At 53.1% G+C, this 22,631-nt stretch carries 20 protein-coding genes; 14 read left to right on the forward strand and 6 right to left on the reverse strand.

All coding sequences use genetic code 11. The annotated features are described in order from the left end of the window. The first annotated feature begins 115 nt into the window (after positions 1–115). From EC840_RS10575 to EC840_RS10595, 5 genes are all read left to right on the forward strand, one after another. Positions 116–736: a DUF3320 domain-containing protein gene (locus EC840_RS10575; RefSeq protein WP_243701053.1), complete on the forward strand. Its 621-nt coding sequence runs from the start codon at positions 116–118 to the stop codon at positions 734–736. A 175-nt stretch (positions 737–911) separates the two neighbouring features. Next, positions 912–1,610 carry an RluA family pseudouridine synthase gene (locus tag EC840_RS10580; RefSeq protein ID WP_132965230.1) on the forward strand — a complete coding sequence of 233 codons (699 nt, stop codon included), beginning with the start codon at positions 912–914 and terminating at the stop codon, positions 1,608–1,610. Positions 1,611–1,822: 212 nt separating this feature from the next. Then, positions 1,823–3,142 carry a shikimate transporter gene (gene shiA, locus EC840_RS10585; RefSeq protein ID WP_129639779.1) on the forward strand — a complete coding sequence of 440 codons (1,320 nt, stop codon included), beginning with the start codon at positions 1,823–1,825 and terminating at the stop codon, positions 3,140–3,142. Positions 3,143–3,261: 119 nt separating this feature from the next. Then, positions 3,262–4,710, forward strand: coding sequence for an AMP nucleosidase (locus tag EC840_RS10590; protein WP_120161347.1), 1,449 nt, complete (start codon positions 3,262–3,264; stop codon positions 4,708–4,710). Between the two features lie 233 nt (positions 4,711–4,943). After that, positions 4,944–6,374, forward strand: a complete 1,431-nt coding sequence (locus EC840_RS10595; RefSeq protein ID WP_129639778.1) for an EmmdR/YeeO family multidrug/toxin efflux MATE transporter — start codon at positions 4,944–4,946, stop codon at positions 6,372–6,374. Positions 6,375–6,383: 9 nt separating this feature from the next. Here EC840_RS10595 and EC840_RS10600 read toward each other — a convergent pair whose 3' ends face one another. Both EC840_RS10600 and EC840_RS10605 read right to left on the reverse strand, forming a co-directional pair. Further along, a complete protein-coding gene (locus tag EC840_RS10600; RefSeq protein WP_129640096.1) occupies positions 6,384–7,070 on the reverse strand; it encodes a response regulator in 687 nt (228 codons plus the stop codon). Further along, positions 7,070–8,722 carry a sensor histidine kinase gene (locus tag EC840_RS10605; protein WP_132965232.1) on the reverse strand — a complete coding sequence of 551 codons (1,653 nt, stop codon included), beginning with the start codon at positions 8,720–8,722 and terminating at the stop codon, positions 7,070–7,072. Before EC840_RS10605 ends, EC840_RS10600 begins: the two co-directional genes overlap by 1 nt. 369 nt (positions 8,723–9,091) lie before the next feature. Between EC840_RS10605 and EC840_RS10610 the strand changes: the two genes are divergently transcribed. From EC840_RS10610 to citG, 8 genes are read left to right on the forward strand one after another with little or no spacing between them, the layout of a single operon-like run. Further along, positions 9,092–10,456, forward strand: coding sequence for a 2-hydroxycarboxylate transporter family protein (locus EC840_RS10610; protein ID WP_120161342.1), 1,365 nt, complete (start codon positions 9,092–9,094; stop codon positions 10,454–10,456). Positions 10,457–10,490: 34 nt separating this feature from the next. After that, positions 10,491–11,378 (forward strand): fumarylacetoacetate hydrolase family protein, encoded by an 888-nt coding sequence (locus EC840_RS10615; RefSeq protein ID WP_132965233.1) that lies wholly within the window; start codon positions 10,491–10,493, stop codon positions 11,376–11,378. Beyond that, on the forward strand, positions 11,365–12,459 hold the full coding sequence (gene citC, locus EC840_RS10620; protein WP_132965236.1) for a [citrate (pro-3S)-lyase] ligase: 1,095 nt from the start codon (positions 11,365–11,367) through the stop codon (positions 12,457–12,459). The genes EC840_RS10615 and citC overlap by 14 nt, the downstream gene beginning before the upstream one ends. 15 nt (positions 12,460–12,474) lie before the next feature. After that, a complete protein-coding gene (gene citD / locus EC840_RS10625; RefSeq protein ID WP_112289882.1) occupies positions 12,475–12,765 on the forward strand; it encodes a citrate lyase acyl carrier protein in 291 nt (96 codons plus the stop codon). Continuing rightward, on the forward strand, positions 12,762–13,637 hold the full coding sequence (gene citE, locus EC840_RS10630; protein ID WP_132965238.1) for a citrate (pro-3S)-lyase subunit beta: 876 nt from the start codon (positions 12,762–12,764) through the stop codon (positions 13,635–13,637). The genes citD and citE overlap by 4 nt, the downstream gene beginning before the upstream one ends. A 30-nt stretch (positions 13,638–13,667) precedes the next feature. Next, entirely contained in the window at positions 13,668–15,194 is a 1,527-nt protein-coding gene (gene citF, locus EC840_RS10635) for a citrate lyase subunit alpha (RefSeq protein ID WP_132965240.1), read from the forward strand. Continuing rightward, positions 15,194–15,733 carry a citrate lyase holo-[acyl-carrier protein] synthase gene (citX, locus tag EC840_RS10640; protein ID WP_132965242.1) on the forward strand — a complete coding sequence of 180 codons (540 nt, stop codon included), beginning with the start codon at positions 15,194–15,196 and terminating at the stop codon, positions 15,731–15,733. The genes citF and citX overlap by 1 nt, the downstream gene beginning before the upstream one ends. Then, complete coding sequence (gene citG, locus EC840_RS10645; protein ID WP_132965245.1) at positions 15,711–16,550, forward strand: triphosphoribosyl-dephospho-CoA synthase CitG; 840 nt, start codon at positions 15,711–15,713, stop codon at positions 16,548–16,550. Before citX ends, citG begins: the two co-directional genes overlap by 23 nt. A gap of 91 nt (positions 16,551–16,641) precedes the next feature. On the opposite strand, the gene EC840_RS10650 is transcribed toward citG, so the two are convergent. Together EC840_RS10650 and EC840_RS10655 are read right to left on the reverse strand one after the other, a co-directional pair. Then, on the reverse strand, positions 16,642–17,118 hold the full coding sequence (locus EC840_RS10650; protein WP_129639769.1) for a DUF805 domain-containing protein: 477 nt from the start codon (positions 17,116–17,118) through the stop codon (positions 16,642–16,644). Positions 17,119–17,181: 63 nt separating this feature from the next. Continuing rightward, a complete protein-coding gene (locus EC840_RS10655; RefSeq protein ID WP_129639768.1) occupies positions 17,182–18,252 on the reverse strand; it encodes a LacI family DNA-binding transcriptional regulator in 1,071 nt (356 codons plus the stop codon). Positions 18,253–18,530: 278 nt separating this feature from the next. Between EC840_RS10655 and EC840_RS10660 the strand changes: the two genes are divergently transcribed. Beyond that, positions 18,531–19,787 carry a maltoporin gene (locus EC840_RS10660; RefSeq protein ID WP_112289868.1) on the forward strand — a complete coding sequence of 419 codons (1,257 nt, stop codon included), beginning with the start codon at positions 18,531–18,533 and terminating at the stop codon, positions 19,785–19,787. Positions 19,788–20,109: 322 nt separating this feature from the next. Here the strand turns inward: EC840_RS10660 and EC840_RS10665 are convergent, their stop codons facing one another. Both EC840_RS10665 and EC840_RS10670 read right to left on the reverse strand, forming a co-directional pair. After that, a complete protein-coding gene (locus EC840_RS10665; RefSeq protein WP_112289867.1) occupies positions 20,110–20,427 on the reverse strand; it encodes a glucose PTS transporter subunit EIIB in 318 nt (105 codons plus the stop codon). An 80-nt stretch (positions 20,428–20,507) separates the two neighbouring features. Beyond that, positions 20,508–22,577, reverse strand: a complete 2,070-nt coding sequence (locus tag EC840_RS10670) for a beta-galactosidase (RefSeq protein WP_132965247.1) — start codon at positions 22,575–22,577, stop codon at positions 20,508–20,510. Between the last annotated feature and the right edge of the window lie 54 nt (positions 22,578–22,631).

Below are 22,631 nucleotides of genomic sequence, written 5' to 3' on the forward strand. Positions count from 1 at the left end.
CCGCCACAGTGCCTGTGAGGATCAACCCCCTGCAGCTTATGAAAGTGCCTGGTTCATGAGGCACGGAACAGTCTAGGAAACTAGGGTCTATTCAGTCGCAAGTTTGATTTCACCTGTGGCAAATGATGAAGAAATTGCAGCCCCCATTGAGAGGGTCAGGCAAAAGGAGGCGGAAAATGACGATATTGGCAGCCCAGTGCCTGCCATAAAATATGCCTCTTCTGTCGTCCCGGATATTGCGAAAATCTCCCCTACGGGTAAGTACAAGATCAATGATTTGCAGGAATGGAGCAGCAAAACTAATGCCGAGAAATTTTATGACCCTGAATACAATGAAACGCTCAACGGCCTCATTGAGGCCGTAGTGACAACGGAATCACCTGTTCTTGAAACCACGTTAATACAACGAATTTCCCGGGTTCACGGTTTTAACCGGGCCGGCAGATTGATCAGGGAACGTGTGATGGAGGTCGTCGATAAGCACTATCATATTGCTACCGATCACTATGGCGAAAATTTTGTCTGGCTATCTGCCGGTCAGCGTGCCGACTGGAATAGCTATCGCTTACCAGCAACAGAAAATGATATCCGGCTGGTTGATGCCATTCCCAGCGAAGAACTGTGCGCGCTGGCGCTGGACACCAGTGGAGAGAACAAGATTGCTGAAATGGCTAAATCACTCGGCATTAAACGTCTGACGACTCAGGCAAGACAAAAGCTTGAATCTTTACTCTGATAATTCACTGGATTCTCAGGGTTAATTACTGACTGAGCCTGACCAGAAACGCCCGCTTAAGGAAACTTAAGCGGGCGTTTTGCTTTGGTGTGTTTCACTCTTCACCTGCCCGACAGGTCGCCACCTGCTTTAAAATTCGTTATCATCCGGTCCCACTCTTCCGCCGGTTAGTCTGATGTCTGCGATTATTGATACCTTTATTGCCCCGCCGTGCCATGAAACGATTGAGATCCTCTTTCAGGACGAGCATCTGGTGCTTATCAATAAACCCTCCGGACTACTCAGTCTCTCTGGGAAAAATCCGCAAAATTTGGATTCTGTTCATCACCGGCTGGTAAAGCTATTCCCCGGTTGCACCCTGATCCATCGTCTGGATTTCGGCACTTCCGGTCTGATGGTGCTCGCCCGTAATAAAGCGATAAATGCTGCCCTCTGCCAGCAGTTCAGCCAGCGCACCGTGACCAAAATCTACAGCGCATTGCTCTGCGGGCATTTGCAAGATGATGAAGGGGTGATAGACGCGCCGATTGCCAAAGACCCGGCGCTGTTCCCGCTGATGTCGATTTGTGCAATCACTGGCAAGCCTGCCCGCTCCGGCTATCAGGTGGTTGAGCGCTTTTATCATAAGCTGGAGGACGGAACGTCGCTGCCGTTAACACGGGTTCAGCTGATGCCGGAAACCGGGCGCACTCACCAGCTTCGCATCCACTGCCAGCAGATGGGTCATCCTATTTTAGGCTGTGACCTGTATGGCGGCCGCCTGCTGCCCGGCACAGAACAGACTCCGCGGCTGATGCTGCACGCCAGCGAACTGCACTTTGTACACCCTGTCAGCCTGGAGCGGATAGAAGCCCGCAATGCCAGCCCGTTCTGAATGAGAAATTTCCTGTAAAACCCCTGTCAGCCTCCTTCCCCGCATTAAATTCCCTTCACTTTGCAAAAGCGTTTTTAACCTGACGGTTGACGCTGTAGTCTCAGTAGCGGTTTTATTTTGCTGTGCGCCAGATGAAACCCGCTTAACTGTTTTAATAAATAAAAACGCTAATAACTAAAAGTTTAGAAATCTGAGGAACAGACAGGACAATTATGGACTCCATGCTCACCGCCCCCCGCCCCGATGAGGAGATAATTTCACATAACCGTGCCCGCCGGGCTGCCTGGGGCAGCTTCGTTGGCGCAGTCGTAGACTGGTTCGATTTTCTGCTGTACGGCATCACCGCAGCGCTGGTGTTTAACAGCGAGTTCTTCCCGCAAATCGACCCGGCAATGGGCACGCTCGCCGCATTTGCTACTTTCGGCGTCGGCTTTCTCTTTCGCCCGCTCGGCGGCATTGTCTTCGGCCATTTCGGCGATCGTCTGGGCCGCAAACGGATGCTGATGATGACCGTCTGGATCATGGGCATCGCCACCGCGTGCATCGGTATTCTTCCCTCTTTCGCGACGATTGGCTGGTGGGCTCCGGCGCTGCTGGTCACGCTGCGCGCTATTCAGGGGTTTGCCGTCGGGGGTGAATGGGGCGGCGCAGCGTTGCTGGCTGTCGAAAGTGCGCCTGCCGGAAAAAAAGCCTTCTACAGCAGCGGCATTCAGATGGGTTATGGCGTCGGCCTGTTACTCGCAACCGGTCTGGTGTCTTTGATAAGCAGCCTGACAACGGATGCGCAGTTCATGAGCTGGGGCTGGCGTTTGCCGTTCCTGTTCAGTGTTGTGCTGGTACTCGGCGCGCTGTGGGTGCGTAACGGTATGGAAGAGTCGGTCGAGTTTGAACGCGCTCAGGAAGAGCAGCCAAAAGAAGCAAAAAAACGCTTACCGGTATTCGAAGCACTGTTCCGCCATCCCGGCGCATTTCTGAAAATCATCCTCCTGCGCCTGTGTGAATTGCTGACGATGTACATTGTCACCGCGTTTGCACTTAACTATTCGACGCACAACCTTGGGATGTCGCGTGAACTGTTTCTGAATATCGGACTGCTGGTCGGCGGTATCAGTTGCCTGACTATTCCCCTGTTTGCCTGGCTTGCAGACCGTTACGGGCGTCGCCGCATTTACATTACCGGCGCACTCGTTGGCGCACTGAGCGCCTTCCCGTTCTTTATGGCGCTGGAAGCCCGCTCCATTGTTGGCGTAGTTATCTTCTCGTTGCTGCTGGCAAATATCGCCCACGATATGGTGGTCTGCGTCCAGCAACCGATGTTCACGGAAATGTTTGGCGCGGGTTACCGCTACAGCGGTGCGGGTGTGGGGTATCAGGTCGCCAGCGTGGTCGGCGGTGGATTTACGCCGTTTATTGCCGCTGCGTTGCTGAATTTCTCAGGAGGGGAATGGCATTCTGTCGCCATCTACCTGATGGCCGGTTGTGTGCTCTCGGCCCTCACGGCGATGTTTATGAAAACGTCTCAGCCGCACTGAACCGCCACCTGTTAAAAAAGCATCATCCGGAACAGTTGCGCGAATAAAACATTGGCGGCAGCGCGCAGACAAGCCATATTTAGAGTGAATGATGACGAAAGAAGCACAAAGGAAAACGTATGGATAACAAGTCCCTCACCGCTTCACAGGCGATTGAGAAGCTCGAAGAGATGTATAACAGCTCTGTGGCCGCATTGCGGGTGGCGATTAAAGACTTCATCGTTGAGGGGACACTGCCTGACATCAGTGCGCGTGCCGCCGGGTTGTTTGTTTACCCGGAATTACGTGTCACCTGGGACGGCGTAACGCCCGCTAAAAACCCGACCCGCGCTTATGGCCGTTTTTCCCATCCCGGCCGTTATGCCAACACCATCACGCACCCTGAATTGTTCCGTCACTATCTGCTCGAGCAGCTGTCCCTGCTGGAAGAGGAATATGAAGCGGTAATTGAAGTCGTCCCTTCCCAGCAGGAAATCCCGTATTCCTACGTGATTGACGGCTCAGATCTGATGCTTGACCGCTCAATGAGCGCGGGTCTGGCGAAGCATTTTCCGACCACCGAACTCTCGCAAATTGGCGATGAAACCGCAGATGGCCTCAGTTATCCCGGCGATATCTTCCCGCTGTCGCATTTTAATGCCCTGCGGGCGGACTTCTCGCTGGCGCGCCTGCGTCATTACACCGGCACACTGATCGAACACTTTCAGCCGTATGTACTTTTCACCAACTACACCCGCTACGTGGATGAATTCGTCAGCTGGGCGTGCGCGCAGATTGCCGATCCTGAAAGTCCTTACGAGGCGCTGGCCTGCGCGGGCAGTGTATTCATTACCGCAGAGACGCAGAATCCGGAACAGGCAGTGTCTGATCTGGCCTGGAAAAAGCATCAGATGCCTGCCTATCACCTGATTGCCCGCGACGGCTCGGGTATTACGCTGGTGAATATCGGCGTGGGTCCGGCGAACGCCAAAACCATTTGCGATCACCTGGCCGTCTTACGGCCACACGTATGGCTGATGATTGGTCACTGCGGTGGATTACGTGAAACGCAGTCGATTGGTGATTATGTTCTGGCACACGCCTATCTGCGTGACGATCACGTTCTGGATGCCGTTCTGCCGCCAGATATTCCTATCCCGAGCATCGCTGAAGTGCAGCGCGCACTTTACGACGCAACGAAAAAAATGAGCGGAATGCCGGGTGAGGAAGTGAAGCAACGGCTGCGCACCGGTACGGTTGTGACCACCGATGACCGTAACTGGGAACTACGTTACGCCGCGTCGGCACTGCGCTTTAATCTCAGCCGTGCCGTGGCCGTCGATATGGAAAGTGCGACAATTGCCGCGCAAGGTTACCGTTTCCGTGTGCCTTACGGCACGTTGCTGTGCGTATCGGATAAGCCATTGCACGGTGAAATCAAACTGCCGGGCCAGGCGAACAAATTCTACGAAGGCGCCATTTCAGAACATCTGCAAATTGGCATCTGCGCTATCGACCTGCTGCGCGCCGAAGGCGATCATCTGCATTCACGCAAATTGCGCACGTTTAATGAGCCGCCTTTCCGCTGAAAACCACTCTGAACTCCCCTGAATAGTTCGGGTTGCAGGCAGGCGGCAAGTTTGATAATCCCGATGAGCTGACATTCAGTCAGTGATTCGGGTTGTTAAACGCAGCCAGCGCATCTGCGGCACGAAATATGACGGGGAATTAAGGATTTCCATAAAAAGACTTTGCATATTGCGGAGTCTTTTACCATCATAAATTAAAACGCTGTTCTACTTTCTTCCACACTGGAACTCTCTTGCAAAACGTCATCGTCTCTTTGCGCAAAGCCATCGAGCGCACGCCCTGGTATCCGAAACGGCGTTCTTACCGCACGTTGTTCTGGCGCGAAATAACGCCCCTCGCTGTCCCGATCTTTTTTGAGAATGCCTGCGTCCTGCTGATGGGCGTACTGAGTACTTTTCTGGTCAGTTGGCTGGGTAAGGAAGCGATGGCGGGCGTTGGCCTGGCCGACAGTTTTAACATGGTGGTGATTTCGTTCTTCGCGGCGGTCGATCTGGGGACTACCGTTGTCGTTGCCTTCAGTCTGGGAAAACTCGACCATGAACGCGCCCGCGCTGCTGCCCGTCAGTCGCTGGCCATCATGACCGTTTTCGCGGTGCTTCTGGCCATACTTTTGCAATTTTCCGGGCATGTGATTATCGACATGATCGCCGGAAATGCGGAGCCGGAAGTCAAAGAACTGGCGCTGTCTTATCTGCAAATGAGTAGCTGGAGTTATCCGGCGGCGGCCATCGCACTGATAGGTTCCGGTGCGCTGCGGGGTGCGGGCAACACCAAAATCCCGATGTTATTGAATGGCGGGATGAACATCCTCAATCTGGTGATCAGCAGCGTGCTGATTTACGGCTGTTTTGGCTGGCACGGTCTGGGCTTTATCGGTGCCGGTCTGGGGCTGACTATCGCCCGTTATATCGGTGCGATTGCGGTCATTTTTGTGCTGATGGTCGGTTTCAACCCTTCGCTGAAAATCTCCCTGAAAAGTTATTTCCTGCCACTTAATACCAATATTTTGCGTGAAGTGCTGGGCATCGGTATCCCGGCCAGTATTGAATCCGTGCTGTTTAACGGCGGTAAATTACTGACACAGGTTTTTGTGGCGGGCATGGGCACCAATGTCATTGCCGGTAACTTTATTGCCTTCTCGATTGCCGCACTGATCAACCTGCCGGGGAATGCCCTGGGGTCAGCTTCTACCATCATTGTCGGTACGCGCCTGGGTAAAGGGCAAATTGCTCAATCCGAGCGCCAGTTGCGCCACATATTCTGGTTATCCACTTTCGGGCTGTGCGTGCTGGCGTTCCTTTCCGTGCCGTTTGCCGGATTGCTGGCGCGGTTTTACACCAATGAACAAGACGTTATCGACGTCGTAAAAATCCTCATCTGGCTGAACGCCGCCTTTATGCCTTTCTGGGCCGCGTCCTGGGTATTACCTGCAGGACTAAAAGGCGCACGTGACGCACGTTTCACAATGTACGTCTCGATGCTCGGCATGTGGGGTTGTCGTATTGTGGTGGGCTATTTCCTCGGTATTGTTCTTGGTTTTGGCGTGGTTGGCATCTGGCTGGGGATGTTCCTCGACTGGATCGTGCGCGGAATATTCTTTTACTGGCGCATGGCGAGCGGTCGCTGGCTGTGGAAATACCCGAAAACGAAAAGAACCGAATAGTTTTGACTGCTACGCCCGCCGGTACATCCGGCGGGGATGGCCAATTTTCCCGTACAGCATTTCGACTTTCAAATCTCCTTTCTGCACACAATGTTCAAGATAACGCCGGGCAGTGGTTTTACTCAAACCGGTTTCACTGACCACTTCATCCACTGAATAGCAACGCCCGCTCTCCTGGATAAAGATACCTTCCACAAGATTAAGTGTATTTTCCTCGATGCCTTTATTGCCCGCTTTCGGCGTAAAATCCTTCGCCTGTAGCTGGTAAAGACTGTCGACGTTTTGCTGATCCACCACTTTCCAGGCACGCTGCGTCTGGCTGAACTGAATAAAACGCTCCAGCGATTGTTGCAGCCGGTTCCACGACACAGGCTTCAAAATATAATCAAAAGCCCCGCAGCGGATCGCCTGACTGCACGTGTTCATGTCACTGGCCGCTGTAATAAAGATCACCGAACAGTGGGTCTTTTTAAGCAGGTCATTTTCAATTAATGAAATGCCCTGACCGTCAGGTAAATAGTTATCCAGCAGCAGGAGCTGCGGTCGTTTTGCTTCTATAAGTTCTCTGGCTTCGCGCAACGTTGTTGCTACACCCGCCAGTCTCAGCCAGGGATGATTGTCTATAAGTTCGGCATAAAGCTGTGCCAGCCGGTTTTCATCTTCCACAATCATTACGTCAATTATTTCAGCTTGCATCATTTACTCACTTCCGTATTTTCCGGTTGAAGGTACTCTGCTGTATGACCTGGAACTCCGTTACCGTTGGGGATAAAAACAGAGAAAACAGCACCGGTTGGCACATTGTCGGAAACCTCAATACTGCCGCCAGCATGGCTGACATAGCTGGCGACCAGATGCAGCCCAAGGCCGTGATCCCCTTCCGGCTTTGAAGTCACACCCATCGAAAATATGTCTTCCCGCCGTTCCTGCGTAATACCCACTCCGTGATCTGCCACTTCAATCACCAGTTCATCCTGGCTGCAAACGATATACACCTCGACCGGCCCTGCCTCGCTACCGCGCAGCAGCGTAGCTTCAATGGCGTTATCCAGCAGATTTCCGATAACTGACATCAGCTCAGTTTCACTCAGTGTTGCCGGCAACCGGGTTATCTCACAGGCCGGATCAAACTCCAGCACGACGCCCTTTTCACGGGCACGGGCATATTTACCCAGTAGCAATCCGCACAGTCTGGGTGAGCAAAAACGCGCCGAGACAAAATCCAGTATTTCCTGTGCATTTTCTGATTGCGCCTCGATGTAGCGTATGGCCTCGTCATAACGCCCCATATGCAACAAACCCGCGAGCGTCGCTGTCCAGTTAAGCTGTTCATGACGCATGATGCGCAGGTTATCGGCATAACGTTGCACCTGACTGAGCTGGATGCTGAGCCGGTCGATATCGCTGCAATCGCGGAAAGTAATCACCCAACCCTGCAGCTGATTTTCCAGCATGATCCGCACCCGGCTGGCGATCACCGTCAGGTTATTGAACAGGCAAATTTCATCGTGAATATCTTTTTCCAGCATCACCTGCGGAGTGAAAAAACCGACCGGAACGATGACCTGCTGAAGCGGGAGACCGCGCAATTCACGCGACGGCGCATCCAGATTCAGTAATTTTTTAGCGGCCTGGTTGACCACCGCCACGCGAAACTGGTCATCAATGGCGATCACGCCTTCGTAGATAGACTCCATCAGGGCTTTTTGCTGACGCACCAGCAGACCGATGTCGCGCGGTTCCAGCGAGAACATCTGCTTTTTGATCGAGCGGGAGAAAAACCAGGAGAAAGTAAACAACGCCACCAGCAACGTGGCTGCGGCCAGTAAAATGCTGATCACTTTCTCGAGTGTCAGGCTATTAATGTGGCTGGTCAGATACCCGACCGAGACGATACCGATCACCTGATTTTCAGCATTGCGGATGGGTGCTTTGCTGCGCAATGACAATCCGGCGCCTCCCAGCCTGATTGTGGTGGTACTTTTACCGGCCAGCACCTCTTTGTTATCACCGCCGATCAGCGTTGACCCCAGCCTGTCGGCATCGATGGAGTGAAACAGATGCATCGCTTTCCCGTCGCCGATCACCATATAACTGGCATCACTGTGTGCAGAGACATTCTTCATTAAATGGTTAATTGCTGAAATATCCTTATTTTCAACTGCGTTTATTAATGAGGGAATAAGTGCAATTTCGTCTGCCTGAACTTTTGCACGAATACCCATATCGTCATACAACTGTCTCTGAATATCCTGATAGTAATAAATGCCCACTATCGAAAGCAGCGCCATAAATAACATAACAAGATAAGTAAAAAGTTTTATCTGAAAAGAAGGCCGAAACCGCATCAGGCAACCTGTAAACAAACAGTGATATTAATAACAGTGCAGGGATATTATCACCGGGCGGTATTCCAGTCAGAGTGGAGAATAAAAGTTGCGAGGCGTGCCGCAGAACATCGCCCGCCAAAGCAAGCCACGGGTGGCGAGATACATAATTCACAACAGTTATTTCACCATAAATTAACAGCAATATTATAATTACAAATAACACCATAAAAACCACGAAAAAATAAACTCAGCCACTTTATGAATTTAATTAAAACCATAAAAACCTTTCACTCCTTTAAAATACCGTTTCTAATTTGTGGCACCTCACATATTAGCGGGCATTATCTCTCTTACACTCCCTGCACAAATTGACACAGGGGATTCATCATGAGTACAACCGACGACACCTATTCTGTTCCCGCGGGATCTTCACCCGCAAAACAGCTCTCATTAAAAGAAAAATGGTGGCATATTCTCGACACCTGGAAGATCGGCATTATTCCACTGCCTTTATTTGTCATGGCTGGCGTGCTGATCGCCATTGATTGCCTTGATGGAAAACTGCCCAGCGATATTGTGGTGATGGTCGCTACTTTAGCGTTCTTTGGTTTCGCCTGCGGTGAGTTCGGTAAGCGCCTGCCTTTCATCGGCAAGATGGGCGCGGCGGCGATTTGCGCCACCTTTATCCCTTCCGCACTGGTCTATTACGGCCTGCTGCCGGATGTGGTAGTGGAATCCACCACTAAGTTCTATAAAAGCACCAACATTCTTTACCTCTATATCTGCTGCATTATCGTCGGCAGCATTATGAGCATGGATCGCAAAGTGCTGATCCAGGGTTTCATGCGCATCTTCTTCCCGATGCTGTGCGGTGAAGTGGTCGGCATGTTAACCGGCATGGGCGTTGGCCTGGCGCTGGGCATGGAACCCTTCCAGATTTTCTTCTTCCTGATCCTGCCGATTATGGCCGGTGGCGTCGGTGAAGGGGCTATTCCGCTTTCCATCGGTTACGCGGCATTACTGCATATGGATCAGGGTGTGGCGCTCGGTCGCATTCTGCCGATCGTCATGCTGGGTGGTCTGACCGCTATCGTTATTTCCGGCTCACTCAATCAGTTAGGTAAACGCTATCCGCATCTGACCGGCGAAGGCCAGTTGATGCCGACGTCCAAAAATGCCACCGCTGACAGCAGCAAACTGAGCAGCACCGGCGGTAAAGTTGATGTCACCACCATTGCCGCAGGCGCGTTACTGGCCGTTCTGCTTTATATGGTGGGCATGCTGTTACACAAACTGATTGGTCTTCCTGCACCTGTCGGCATGCTGTTTGCGGCGGTTGCGCTGAAACTGGCGCACGGCGTTTCACCACGCCTGCTGGAAGGTTCTCAGGTGGTTTACAAATTCTTCCAGACATCTGTTACCTATCCGATTCTGTTCGCCGTGGGTGTGGCAATCACACCGTGGAATGAACTGGTCGCCGCATTCACCCTTTCTAATCTTTTGGTCATCGTCAGCACCGTTGCGGCGCTGGTTGCGACCGGTTTCTTCGTTGGCAAGAAAATTGGTATGCACCCGATTGATGTTGCCATTGTCTCCTGCTGCCAGAGCGGTCAGGGCGGAACCGGTGATGTCGCGATCCTGACCGCCGGTAACCGTATGCAACTCATGCCATTTGCGCAAATCGCCACCCGCATCGGCGGCGCGATCAATGTCTCCGTGTCGCTGCTGGTGCTCGGCAACTTCCTCGTCTGAGGCTGTGTGAAATCTCTTTAAATCAGGACCTAATATGAAACTGGCAAGCTATCTCTATCAGGGGCGCAAGTCCTACGGCATCGCGACCGACAAGGGCATGATCGACCTCGGTCGTCATCTCGGGAAGCGTTATCCGGACCTCAAAGCCCTGCTGGCAGGCAATGCGCTGTCGCAGGCTCAGGAACTCGCCGCCCTGCCCGCTGATCTGGATTTCGCCGACATCACGTTTCTGCCGGTGATTCAGAATCCGGAGAAAATTCTCTGTGTCGGCATGAACTACGCCGAAAAGCGCAAAGAGTTTGATCAGCATAATCCGGCACCGACGCTGTTTGTGCGGTTCGCTGATTCTCAGACAGGTCATGCCTCCCCCATCATCAAACCGAGCCGTTCCGTTGAGTTTGACTATGAAGGTGAACTGGCGGTGATTATCGGTTCTGCGGGGGAAAATATCGCACGTGAAGACGCCCTGTCGCATGTCGCCGGATACAGCTGTTACATGGACGGTTCCGCCCGCGACTGGCAGCACACGTGGTTTACCGCCGGTAAAAACTGGCGTCAGACCGGCGCATTTGGGCCGTGGATGACCACCGCCGATGAGATCCCCGATCCGCACACGCTGGCAATCCGTACCTGGCTCAACGGCAATATGGTGCAGGACGACAACACCTGCAGCATGATCCACAAAGTGGCTGAACTGATTGAATACATCAGCACCTTTACCTCGCTTCATGCCGGTGACGTGATCATCACAGGTTCACCCGGCGGTGTGGGCAAAAAACGTGTGCCGCCGCTGTTTATGAAACCCGGCGACCGCATTGAAGTGGAAATCGAAAAGATTGGTCATCTGAGCAATGTGATTGTCGCAGCAGACATGAAGATTGCCCCCCGTCGTCACGCGAGCCCGGCTTATGTTCAGTCGTAATACGCCTGACTTTCACGTCATCTCTGTCAGCAAGCCACCAAAAGGCATGATTGAGGACATTCGTGCCCTGCTTCAGCAAAGTCAGCTGGGCATGGATGATGACATTGAACAGTTTGTGGTGGCCTGTTCAGGCCACCGTGTAGTCGGCTGCGCAGGTCTGGTCAGTAACACCATTAAATGCGTCGCCGTCGCGTCCGGCTGGCGCGGTGAAAATCTCAGCGCCAGATTGCTCGGTGAAGTTGAGAACCTGGCGGTTCAGCGCGGTAATTTTCATCTGTTTCTCTATACCCGCCCTGCCAATCTGGAGCGTTTTCGCGGCTGCGGATTTTATCCGCTGGTGCAGTGGGATGATGTGGCCGTACTGATGGAAAACACGCCGGTGGGTATCAGTCATTACTGTCGTTCGCTGCAACGTCACCTTCACCACGGTCAGCGTATCGGTGCGGTGGTGATGAATGCTAATCCGTTTACCCTCGGCCACCGTTATCTGGCAGAACAGGCGGCCGCCACTTGTGACTGGCTGCATGTGTTTGTGGTCAGCGAAGACGTGTCGTATTTCCCGTTTCAGGAACGGCTTGAAATGGTGCGTCAGGGCGTCGCGGATTTGCCTAACGTGACCGTGCATGCCGGTTCGGAATATCTGATTTCGCGCGCGACCTTTCCCGGTTATTTCCTCAAGGATGCCGGGCTGGTCAATCAGGCATGGAGCGTGATGGATTTGCTGATTTTTCGTCAGTACATCGCTCCGGCATTAGGCATTACCCATCGGTTTGTCGGCAGCGAGCCTTTTTGTCCGGTCACCCATCAGTACAACTGCGACATGCATGACTGGCTGGAAACGCCCGGCCGCTCGGCCTCACCGCCACTGAGCGTTATCGAATTGCCACGGAAACGCCATGCCAGCGGCAGAGCCATTTCCGCATCCGAAGTGCGCGCATTGCTCAAAACGCAGCAGCTGGCCCGTATACGCGACATCGTTCCGCCCGGCACTTATGCGCACCTGAAACAGCATTATTGCGTCACGGCGGCGGTTGAAACGACGCACGACGACGCACTCACTATTTCACCCTCACTTTGTTAACTGCAGGAAAAACGAATGAAAATTATGAAGGAGGCGCTGGCAGGAACGGTTGAATCCAGCGATTTGCTGGTAAAAATCGCCCCGGCCAGTGAGCTGACGGTGATCATCAACAGTGAAGTCATCAAACAGTTTGGCGACCAAATCCGCAGCGTCGTCAATGAAACACTCAGCGCCCTCGCGGTCACTGAAGGTTTGCTGATTATCGACGACAAGGGCGCGCTTGATTGTGTGATCCGCGCGCGCGTTCAAAGTGCGGTAATGCGTGCTGCACAAGCCGAAGAGATTAACTGGGAGACATTACGATGAAGAAACTGCGCCGCAGTATGCTTTTCCTGCCCGGAGCCAGCGCCGCCATGCTCTCCACCGCGTTTATCTATCGCCCGGACTCCATCATGTTTGATCTCGAAGATGCTGTTTCCCTGCGCGAAAAAGATACCGCACGCATTCTGGTATTTCATGCGCTGCAACACCCGATGTATCGCGATATTGAAACCGTAGTGCGCATCAATCAGCTCAGCACACCGTTTGGCCTTAAAGATTTAGAAGCCGTAGTACGCGCAGGCGTGGATATCGTACGTTTGCCGAAAACTGATACGCCGGAAGATATCTTTGAGCTGGAAGCACATATAGAGCGCATCGAAAAAGAGTGTGGTCGCGAAGCGGGCTCCACCAAAATTATGGCTGCCATTGAATCGGCCATTGGCGTGATCAATGCCGTGGCGATCGCCCGCTGTTCACCGCGCCTGATCGGCATCGCACTGGCAGCTTTCGATTATGTGATGGATATGCAGACAGAACGCGGCGACGGCACAGAGCTGTTTTATGCCCGTTGCGCCCTGCTGCACGCGGCCCGTGCGGCGGGCATTGATGCCTTCGATGTGGTGTATTCCGACATCAACGATGAAGCCGGTTTCCTGCGCGAAGTCGAACTGATCCGCAAAATGGGCTTCAACGGAAAATCTCTGATCAACCCGCGTCAGATTGAGTTGCTGCATAACGCTTACGCACCGACCCCGGAAGACGTGGATTATGCGAAACGGGTGATTGCCGCCGCCGAAGAAGGTGAACGCAAAGGGCTGGGGGTGATCTCGCTCAACGGCAAGATGATCGATGGTCCGATCATTAATCACGCGCAGGTAGTGCTGGAACGCGCCAGTGCGTCTGGCGTCCGCCGCTAGCCCTCAAATTTGCACAGGAATATCAATACAATGAGTCATTTAACTGAAATTTTGCACAGCGAATATCCGCAGTTAAAACACCTGGTTGCCTTTGATGGTGCGCACCGGACGACACCTTATCTTTCTGATCCCGATGCCCGTTTGCACCGTAAACTTTGCACTTCACTGGAACAGGCGATTGCCCGCAGCGGCCTGAAAGACGGTATGACCATTTCCTTCCACCACGCGTTTCGTGAAGGCGATCAGGTCATTAATAACGTAGTCGCTATGCTTTCAAAACTCGGCTTTAAAAATCTCACGCTGGCGTCCAGTTCGCTGATGTCCTGCAACGATGCGCTGATTGAACATATCCGCAGCGGCGTCATCAGCCGGATTTACACCTCCGGAATGCGCGGCAAACTGGCCGACGCCATTTCTCACGGACTGATGGAAGAACCGGTACAAATTCACTCGCACGGCGGGCGGGTAAAATTGCTACAGGATGGCGAACTGAACATCGATGTCGCATTTCTCGGCGTGCCGTGCAGCGACGAATTCGGTAACGCCAACGGCACGCACGGAAAATCCTGCTGCGGTTCGCTGGGCTACGCGATGGTCGATGCGCAATTCGCTAAAACTGTGGTGCTGCTGACGGAAGAGCTGGTGCCCTTCCCTAATATGCCCGCCAGCCTGCTACAGGATCAGGTGGATTACATCGTCAAAGTCGAGCAGGTCGGTGACCCGGCCAAAATCAGCGTCGGTGCCGCCCGTGTCACCAGCAACCCGCGGGAGCTGATGATTGCCCGCACGGCCGCTGAAGTCATCGAATTTTCAGGCTATTTCAAACCCGGATTTTCGATGCAAACCGGATCCGGCGCAGCGGCCACAGCCTGCACCCGTTTCATGGAAGAAAAAATGGAACGCCACCAGATAACCGCCCGTTTTGCCCTCGGCGGTATCACCGGCAGCCTGGTGGATTTACATGAAAAAGGGCTGATTGAAACGTTGCTCGATACACAATGTTTTGACGGTCAGGCGGCGGCATCGCTCAGCCGTAATCCGCAACACATCGAGATTTCCACCAACGTCTATGCCAATCCGGGAGCCAAGGCGGCGAGTTGCGATCAGCTGGATATCGTTATTCTGAGCGCACTTGAAATCGACACCGGTTTCAATGTCAACGTGATCACCGGTTCCGACGGCGTGATGCGCGGTGCTTCCGGCGGTCATTGCGATGTGGCCAGTGCCGCCAATCTGACCATTGTCGTCGCGCCGTTGCTGCGCAGCCGCATTCCGACGGTCGTCCGTCGGGTCACGACCCGCGTGACACCGGGGGAAAGCATTGATGTGCTGGTGACTGACCACGGTATCGCCGTGAATCCTGCGCGACCGGAGATCCGCCAGCGGCTGGAAGACGCCGGAATGAAAGTGATGGATATCGAAGCGTTATACCAGCGCGCCATTTCTCTGAGCGGTGAGCCGAAACCGATTGCATTCACCGACCGCATCGTCGGCGTGATCCGCTATCGCGACGGCAGCGTGATCGACGTCGTTCATCAGGTCAGAGATGACGCATAATGACTATTGTGACGCCTGCACCCGCAGGCGTCAGTCTGGAGGATTTGCTGGCCGCAAAGGAACTGCGCGCCAGACGGCAAACCGACTGGCTGACACAATTCGAACAACCGCTGATTTCACTCACGCTGGTGACGCCGGGGCCGGTAAAAGATTCTGTTGACTGGCGTCAGGTCATGCGCGAAGCACTGCAACAGGCTGATGTCATGTTGCTTCAACACGGCTGGCCGGTGCTGAAGCATCAGGTTTTCTGGCTCCCGACAGGCGCAGAAGCGTTCTGGTGTGTGGCACATTATGCGCCAGAAGTGAAAGCGGCCACGGTTGAACTGGAACACTCTCACGCACTCGGGCGTTTATGGGATTTCGATGTTATCTGTCCGCAGGCAGGCGTTGTTGGCCGCCGTTCGCTGGATAATGCCAGCCGCCGCTGTCTGGTTTGCGACGGCCCCGCCCACGCGTGCGCCCGCTCGCGTAAACATCCGCTGTCTGAAGTGATGCAAAAAGTGGAGGCGCTGATTGATGGCTGGCATCGCATACTCTGAGCCCCTTTCTGCTGTCTGCATTGCCACGCTGGCGGCTGACGCCCTGCGCAGCGAAGTCTGGCTGACACCGAAACCAGGGCTGGTGGACAGTATCAATAATGGCTCGCACAGTGACATGGATTTGCCGCTTTTTTTGCGCAGCATCGATGCCATCACGCCGTGGCTGCATCAGTTTTACGCTCTCGGTCAGCAGGATTTTTTGCAACCTGCAAAGGCAATGCTGATGCGCATCCGTCCGACCGGAATTGCCTGTGAACAGGCCATGTTCGGCGCCACACAGGGCGTGAATACACATAAAGGCGGTATTTTTTCGCTGGGACTGTTATGTACAGCGGCTGGCAGGATCAGCACGCATCGCCAGCCACTGACCCGTCGCGGGATATGTCGCGAAGTGGCTGCCATGACACAAGGGCTGATTGAGCGTGAACTGCAAAGCTGTCACCAGCCGGTGACGGCGGGTGAACGGCTGTTTGTGGCACACGGCATGACCGGAGCACGCGGCGAAGTGCAGAGCGGATTCCTCACCCTGCGCCGTCACGTTTTACCTTACTGGTATCAGGAAAATAATCCTGAGCGCCGCAGCCTGAATGCCCTGCTGCGTCTGATGGCGTATAACCCTGACACTAATCTGGTATCACGTGGTGGTCTGAACGGACTGCATTTCGTGCAGGATTATGCCCGCCGGTTGCTGAAAAAAGGCTGGCAGAAAGAGGATTTGCAGGAGATGGACAGGCAGCTGATTGCCCGCCATCTCAGCCCCGGCGGCAGTGCTGATTTACTGGCGATTGCCACCGTGCTGATGGGTTTTCCGCCATGAACGCGATGCCAGAAATAAACCTGAGACGTTTGCCGCGCAACTGGCGGCAAACCGTTCTTATTCACTGCGGAACAGTACATCCGGTGTAGCGTTACTCCACAATACGGGTTTGGGTTGCCGGTGCAGGCTGAGATTTTTGGCAACACAGAAACACCATCACCAGCAGCGGGATCCAGCCCAGCACAATGCCCAGCGTGATTTTCATCCAGACATACGTTTCCGGTGACGCGTATTCCATCAGGATGGAATTCAGCAAACGCGAGACTATACCTGCCAGATAAACACCGCCAAACCACCAGCCGGAGCGGTTAATGTCATGCATGCGCCTGACGCCGACCGCCAGCAGCGGTAATGCCGTCGCCAGTGCAAACAGGGTATAAGCGACGCCCGCGTAGAAAACGCTGTAAGGATTTCCCACCAGCGTGAACCCGAATGACACACTCATTGTCAGCAAAATAATTATCAGCAAATTGCCCAGCGCAAAGGTCCAGAACTCCTTGCGGCTCGCACGTCCCCGGAAATCCACATACTTTTTCCAGCCCTGCACATAACTCTGCCATAACGTCATTGCTTCACTTCCTTTTGCTGTTCAGTCGTTTGCTTAACATAGTCCGGGGATTTAACCGGTTTATCACTGGCCGCGCAACTGCCTGGCCAGAATATCGAGCTGGTCGGCTATCTGATTAAGATCCTTATCTTGCACACCCGGCGCACTGGCAGAGTTTCTTACCACCAGTCTGGCGGGCAGCACTTTGGAAGGCATCCCGTCATTGTCTTCAGCCAGCAGATGTTCAACCGCTTCTTTACTTTGCAAATCGAGATCCAGCGATACCGTGGTCAGCGCCGGATGGAAGAATGCACTGTCATACGTATCGTCATAGCCCACGATAGAAACCTGCTGCGGGATAGCCACATTGTGCTGATGCAGCGCGCTGATCACGCCCAGCGCCATCTGGTCATTCCCGACAAGTATGGCGGTAAACTGCGGCGTTTCGCGCAGCATCTGTAATGCACTGTAATAACCACTTTTTGCGCTCCAGTCACCGTGGATCACGGTCACCGGCACAATGCCCTTTTCTGCCAGCGTTTCCTGCCAGCTTTGCAGCCGCAAACGTGAGGAAACCGAATCATCCGGCCCCGCCAGTAAGGCAAATTCACGGTGTCCCAGACTCAGCAAATATTCCACGCTGGCCCGTGAGCCGTCCGCCGGATTGAAGCAGACATTGAATACCGGACTGGTCGGATCGACATCTAAAAACAGACAAAGAATGTCGCGGTTATTTTCATAAATTCGCTCCGCCTCGGCACTTTCCAGCGGGATATTAATGATGACCTTTTCGACGCGCTGTGATTTCAGCTCGTTAATGGAGTCCTGGATGCTCTGATTGACGTCTTCATCAATCATGGAAATCAGCACCTGATACCCGGCCTGATGAGCATATTTCTTCACAGAAGCGGCAATCTGTGACGGCGCGTGCAATGCCAGCGATGTCGTCACCAGTCCGATGGTAAAGCTTTGTTTTCCAACCAGTTGTTGCGCCAGCCGGTTTGGCACGTAGCGCAATACTTCAATGGCCTGCTCGACCTTCAGACGCGTGGCGTCCGAAACATTGGCCGACTTGTTTAAAACCCGCGACACCGTCTGATACGAAACACCGGCATAGCGGGCAACATCTTCTAATGTCGAACTTTTTGATTTCATTCTTTCCCCAGACCGCAACCCGTGATTTTGCATAATTCTATGATAATCGAGCCAAAGTACGGGATCTCATTTAAAAGTTCAATCCGGACACCCTCCGGCTGCATAAGTTATACGTTAACATTGCATACAATCGTGATTTACATCACTTCAACTTTATCTTTAACGCATAAGTTGTAGACATATATCACATTTCACAATATGTAAAATTGATCATTATTGTTTCTGGGTATCTTATACATTTCGTAAATGTGAACGTCATACAATCATAAGGAAAAAAAATGAAACACAACTTACGCACTCTGGCTGTGGCGGTTTCGCTCGCCATCACAGCAGGCCCTGCAATGGCTAATGATATTGATTTTCATGGATATCTGCGTTCGGGGCTGGGGGTTTCTGGCGGTGGCAGTCTGGAGCAATTCCAGAAAAACAAGGTCGGGCGTCTGGGCAACGAAAACGACACATACGGCGAAGTAGAACTGGGCAGCGAAGTCTATAAAAAAGACGATGTGAGTTTTTATGTCGATTCGATGGTCAGCATGGTGTCTGACGGTTCGAATGATGATGAAAGCACAGTCGATGACGATGCACAGTTCGGTCTGCGTCAGCTAAATCTGCAAATAAAGGGGCTGGTGCCGTGGGATAAAGATGCGGTGATCTGGGGCGGTAAACGTTATTACCAGCGCCACGACTTGCACATCATCGATACCAAATACTGGAATATTTCCGGTGCCGGTGCCGGTATTGAAAACCTGAAAATGGGCGAAGGCGCGCTGTCTCTGGCGTGGATCCGCGGCGATGCGAATGACGTGGATTACCGCGTGGACGGCAATAACGACGTGAACATCAACTACATCGACGTACGTTATGCCGGCATCAAACCGTGGAGCGGCGCGTGGATGGAAGTCGGTGCCGACTACGCTATGCCAAACCTGTCGCATGATCAGAAAGAGTACGGCGGCCTTTACGACGCGGATAACGGCGTGATGCTGACCGGCGAAATCAGTCAGGATATGTGGGGCGGCTACAACAAACTGGTGTTGCAGTACGCCAACAAAGGTCTGGCGCAGAATATGATTTCGCAGGGCGGCGGCTGGTACGATATGTGGAACTACACCAATGACGCCACCGGTTATCGCGGCATCATCACCGGCCTTATTCCGATCACCAGCAAGTTCAGCCTCAACCACGTGCTGACGTATGGCCATGCCGAAAACATCACCGATTACACCGACACCACTGAGCTGGTATCTCTGGTGGGTCGTGCGCAATATCAGTGGACCGATTATGTGCGTACCATCGGCGAAGTCGGTACCTTCTACCAGAAAGATGATTACAAGAACGGTTCGAACTACAAACAAGGCGGTCAGAAATATACGCTGGCAATGGGTCTGGCGGCCGGTCCGGAGTTTATGTCACGCCCTGAACTGCGCGTGTTCGCGTCTTATCTGAATGATTCTGAGCATGGCGATACGTTTGACGACCATACTAAAGCGGATACGTGGAACTTTGGAGTTCAGGTGGAAGCGTGGTGGTAAATTTCCTTCATTCTTGAAGCTGTTGCTGCGTTGGCTGCGTTTACTCACCCGAATCACTGACTTCAGTCAGCTCATCGGGACTCGCTCACTTGCCGCCTGGCTACAACTCCAATAATTTTGGAAATGTGAAGTCATATTGTACAAAAAGAAATATCCTCATTGTGATAAAGCGACAGATAAAAACTTAATTTCTCTTGTAGGGGATCGTTACGTTTTTTCTCCGCACAGCAGCATCGTTATTATATTTTATAAAAAGCAGAAACAATAAAGGCAGCCTTGTGTCGGGCTGCCTTTATTTTTGGCGTTATTTAAATAACAGAGCTTAATTACTTTTTAAGCCAAACTTTTCAGTCATTAATTTTTTCAGGCTGTCGGACTGTTTGCCAAATATCGCATGTACTTCCTGACCGATAATCACCACGCCAATCGCGCCGGTTTGCTGGATAGCACCGGAGTTCACCCGTTTGAGTTCTTTTACCGTTACGCGCAGGCGGGTAATACAGGCATCAACATTCACGATATTATCGCGACCGCCGAGCGCATCAATTAATAACGCTACGTCAGTGGAGGGTGGCACTTCATTTTCCGGGGTTTTATTCTTCGCAGAGAATACATGCATAAAGTCTTTAATATTTACCATGATCAACACTCTCTTTCAGGAATGAAAAAAAAACGTGCAACCGGGAAACCTGATTGCACGTCAGTATTAAAAATAACGGGTTAAGAAATGGCAGATAAACGACGCGTCAGGATCTGATAACCAAATGCCGGAAGCGTCAGTTTGCGCGGTAAAGTGCCACCGTGAATCATGTCGCTGTAATCCGCGGTTAACGTGATTGTCTGACTCTGCGCCGCATAGTTTTGCAGGAAGATAAATTCACTTTCACCGTCAGTGCGTCGCGCCGCCGTCATCCCTTCCGGCAGCGTTGCCTCCAGCGCCCGTGGCAGCTTCATTTCCTGCGCCAGCGCGGTGTAAAAATCTGCGTGGAATGTCTGATCGTTTCGGGAGGCCAGATAATATGCCTGCCCTTTGCCAAACAGATTCACCGTCACAGCTGGCGTTCCGGCGTAGAAATCATCACCGTAAGTCGCCAGCGTAGCCGCGCCCTCCAGGTGGATCACTTCACACAGTTCGCTGGCGCGGTACGGACCGTTTAACCCGAGTGCATTGCCTTCGACGCCGCTGACACTGTTGTGCTGGTCGTCGGTCAGGCTGTCGATTTCTTCCGACCAGATACCGAGCACCTGACGCAATGGCCCCGGGAATCCGCTGAGGAAACACAAATCGCTTTCGTTAACGATGCCGCTCCAGTAGGTCGCGACGAAGCGTCCACCGGCCTGCACGAATGCGGTGATCCGCTCGCCGACGCCTGCACGCACCATATACAGCATCGGCGCGATCACCAGATCGTAGCTACTTAATTCGCAGTCGGCGTTGATTACATCCACCGCAATGCCCTGCGCCCACAGCGCACGATAATGTCCGGCGACAGTGTATTCATATTCCAGCCCCTGATTGCGCGGACCGAGGGAATCGTCCATCGCCCAGCGGCTTTCCCAGTCGAAAATAATCGCCACTTTCGCTTCCACACGGCTGCCCGCTACCGGTGCCAGCGCGGATAAAATTCCGCCCAGTTCCGACACTTCGCGCCCAACGCGGGTATTAATGTGTCCGACGTGATCGACAACCGCGCCGTGGAATTTCTCAGAAGAACCGCGGCTTTTACGCCACTGGAAATACTGCACCGAATCCGAACCGTGAGCGACCGCCTGCAAAGAAGACAGAATATGCATACCCGGCTTTTTCAGTTTGCTGACCGGCTGCCAGTTGGTGAAGCTCGGCGTGGATTCCATCAGTACAAAGGGCTGACCCTGTTTCAGCGTGCGCATCAGATCGTGATACATCGCGGTATACGCCGCCAGGCCGATATCGTCTTTGCGGGTGTGCCACATCGGATAGCTGTCCCACGAGATGAAATCCAGCACGCTGGCAAGTTTCCAGTAATCGTAATCGTAGAAATATTCCATGAAATTGGTGGTTGCCGGTAACGCCGGGTTCTCCGCTTTCAGCGGGCGGATTTCTTCGCTGCAAAAACGCGTGACCTGATCGGTGTTAAAACGACGCCAGTCAAGATTCAGGCCGTGAACGCCGCTTTCGCCCTGCGGCGATGGCGATTCAATCTGCGCCCACTCGGTATAGGTGTGGCTCCAGAAGGTGCTCCACCAGGCTTTATTCAGCGCATCGAGCGTGACGTAACGGGCTTTCAGCCAGTCACGAAAACGTCCCTGACAGTGGTTGCAATGACACTCGCCGCCGTATTCGTTGGAAATATGCCAGCCGATCACCGCCGGATGATGGGCGTAACGCTTCGCCAGCGCGCTGTTCATCAGCTGCACTTTTTCGGCATACACCGGCGAACTCATACAGTGATTGTGACGCCCGCCGTGCAGCGCTTTTACGCGGTCGCGTCCCACGCGCAGAACTTCAGGGTATTTTTGCGACATCCATGCAGGCCGCGCACCGCTTGGCGTGGCGAGAAATACCGAGATGCCGTTTTCATGCAACCTGTCCAGCACCTGATCCATCCAGCCAAAGGTGAAATGGCCTTCTTCAGGTTCCAGCGCCGACCAGCTGAAAATCCCGACAGACATGACATTACAACGAGCCTCTTTCATCATTTCGACATCGCGGATCAGGACATCAGGGCTTTCCAGCCACTGTTCCGGGTTGTAATCCGCGCCATGCAACAGCCCGGAAATCTTACTGCTCAGAAGAGGAAATTTCGTCATGCTTGGGTCCTTAGGAACTTTAAGAAAGTTAAACTCCCCGGCCAATGATGCCGG

The organism is Rahnella sp. JUb53, assembly GCF_004346065.1.
GTDB classification, from domain to species: domain Bacteria; phylum Pseudomonadota; class Gammaproteobacteria; order Enterobacterales; family Enterobacteriaceae; genus Rahnella; species Rahnella variigena.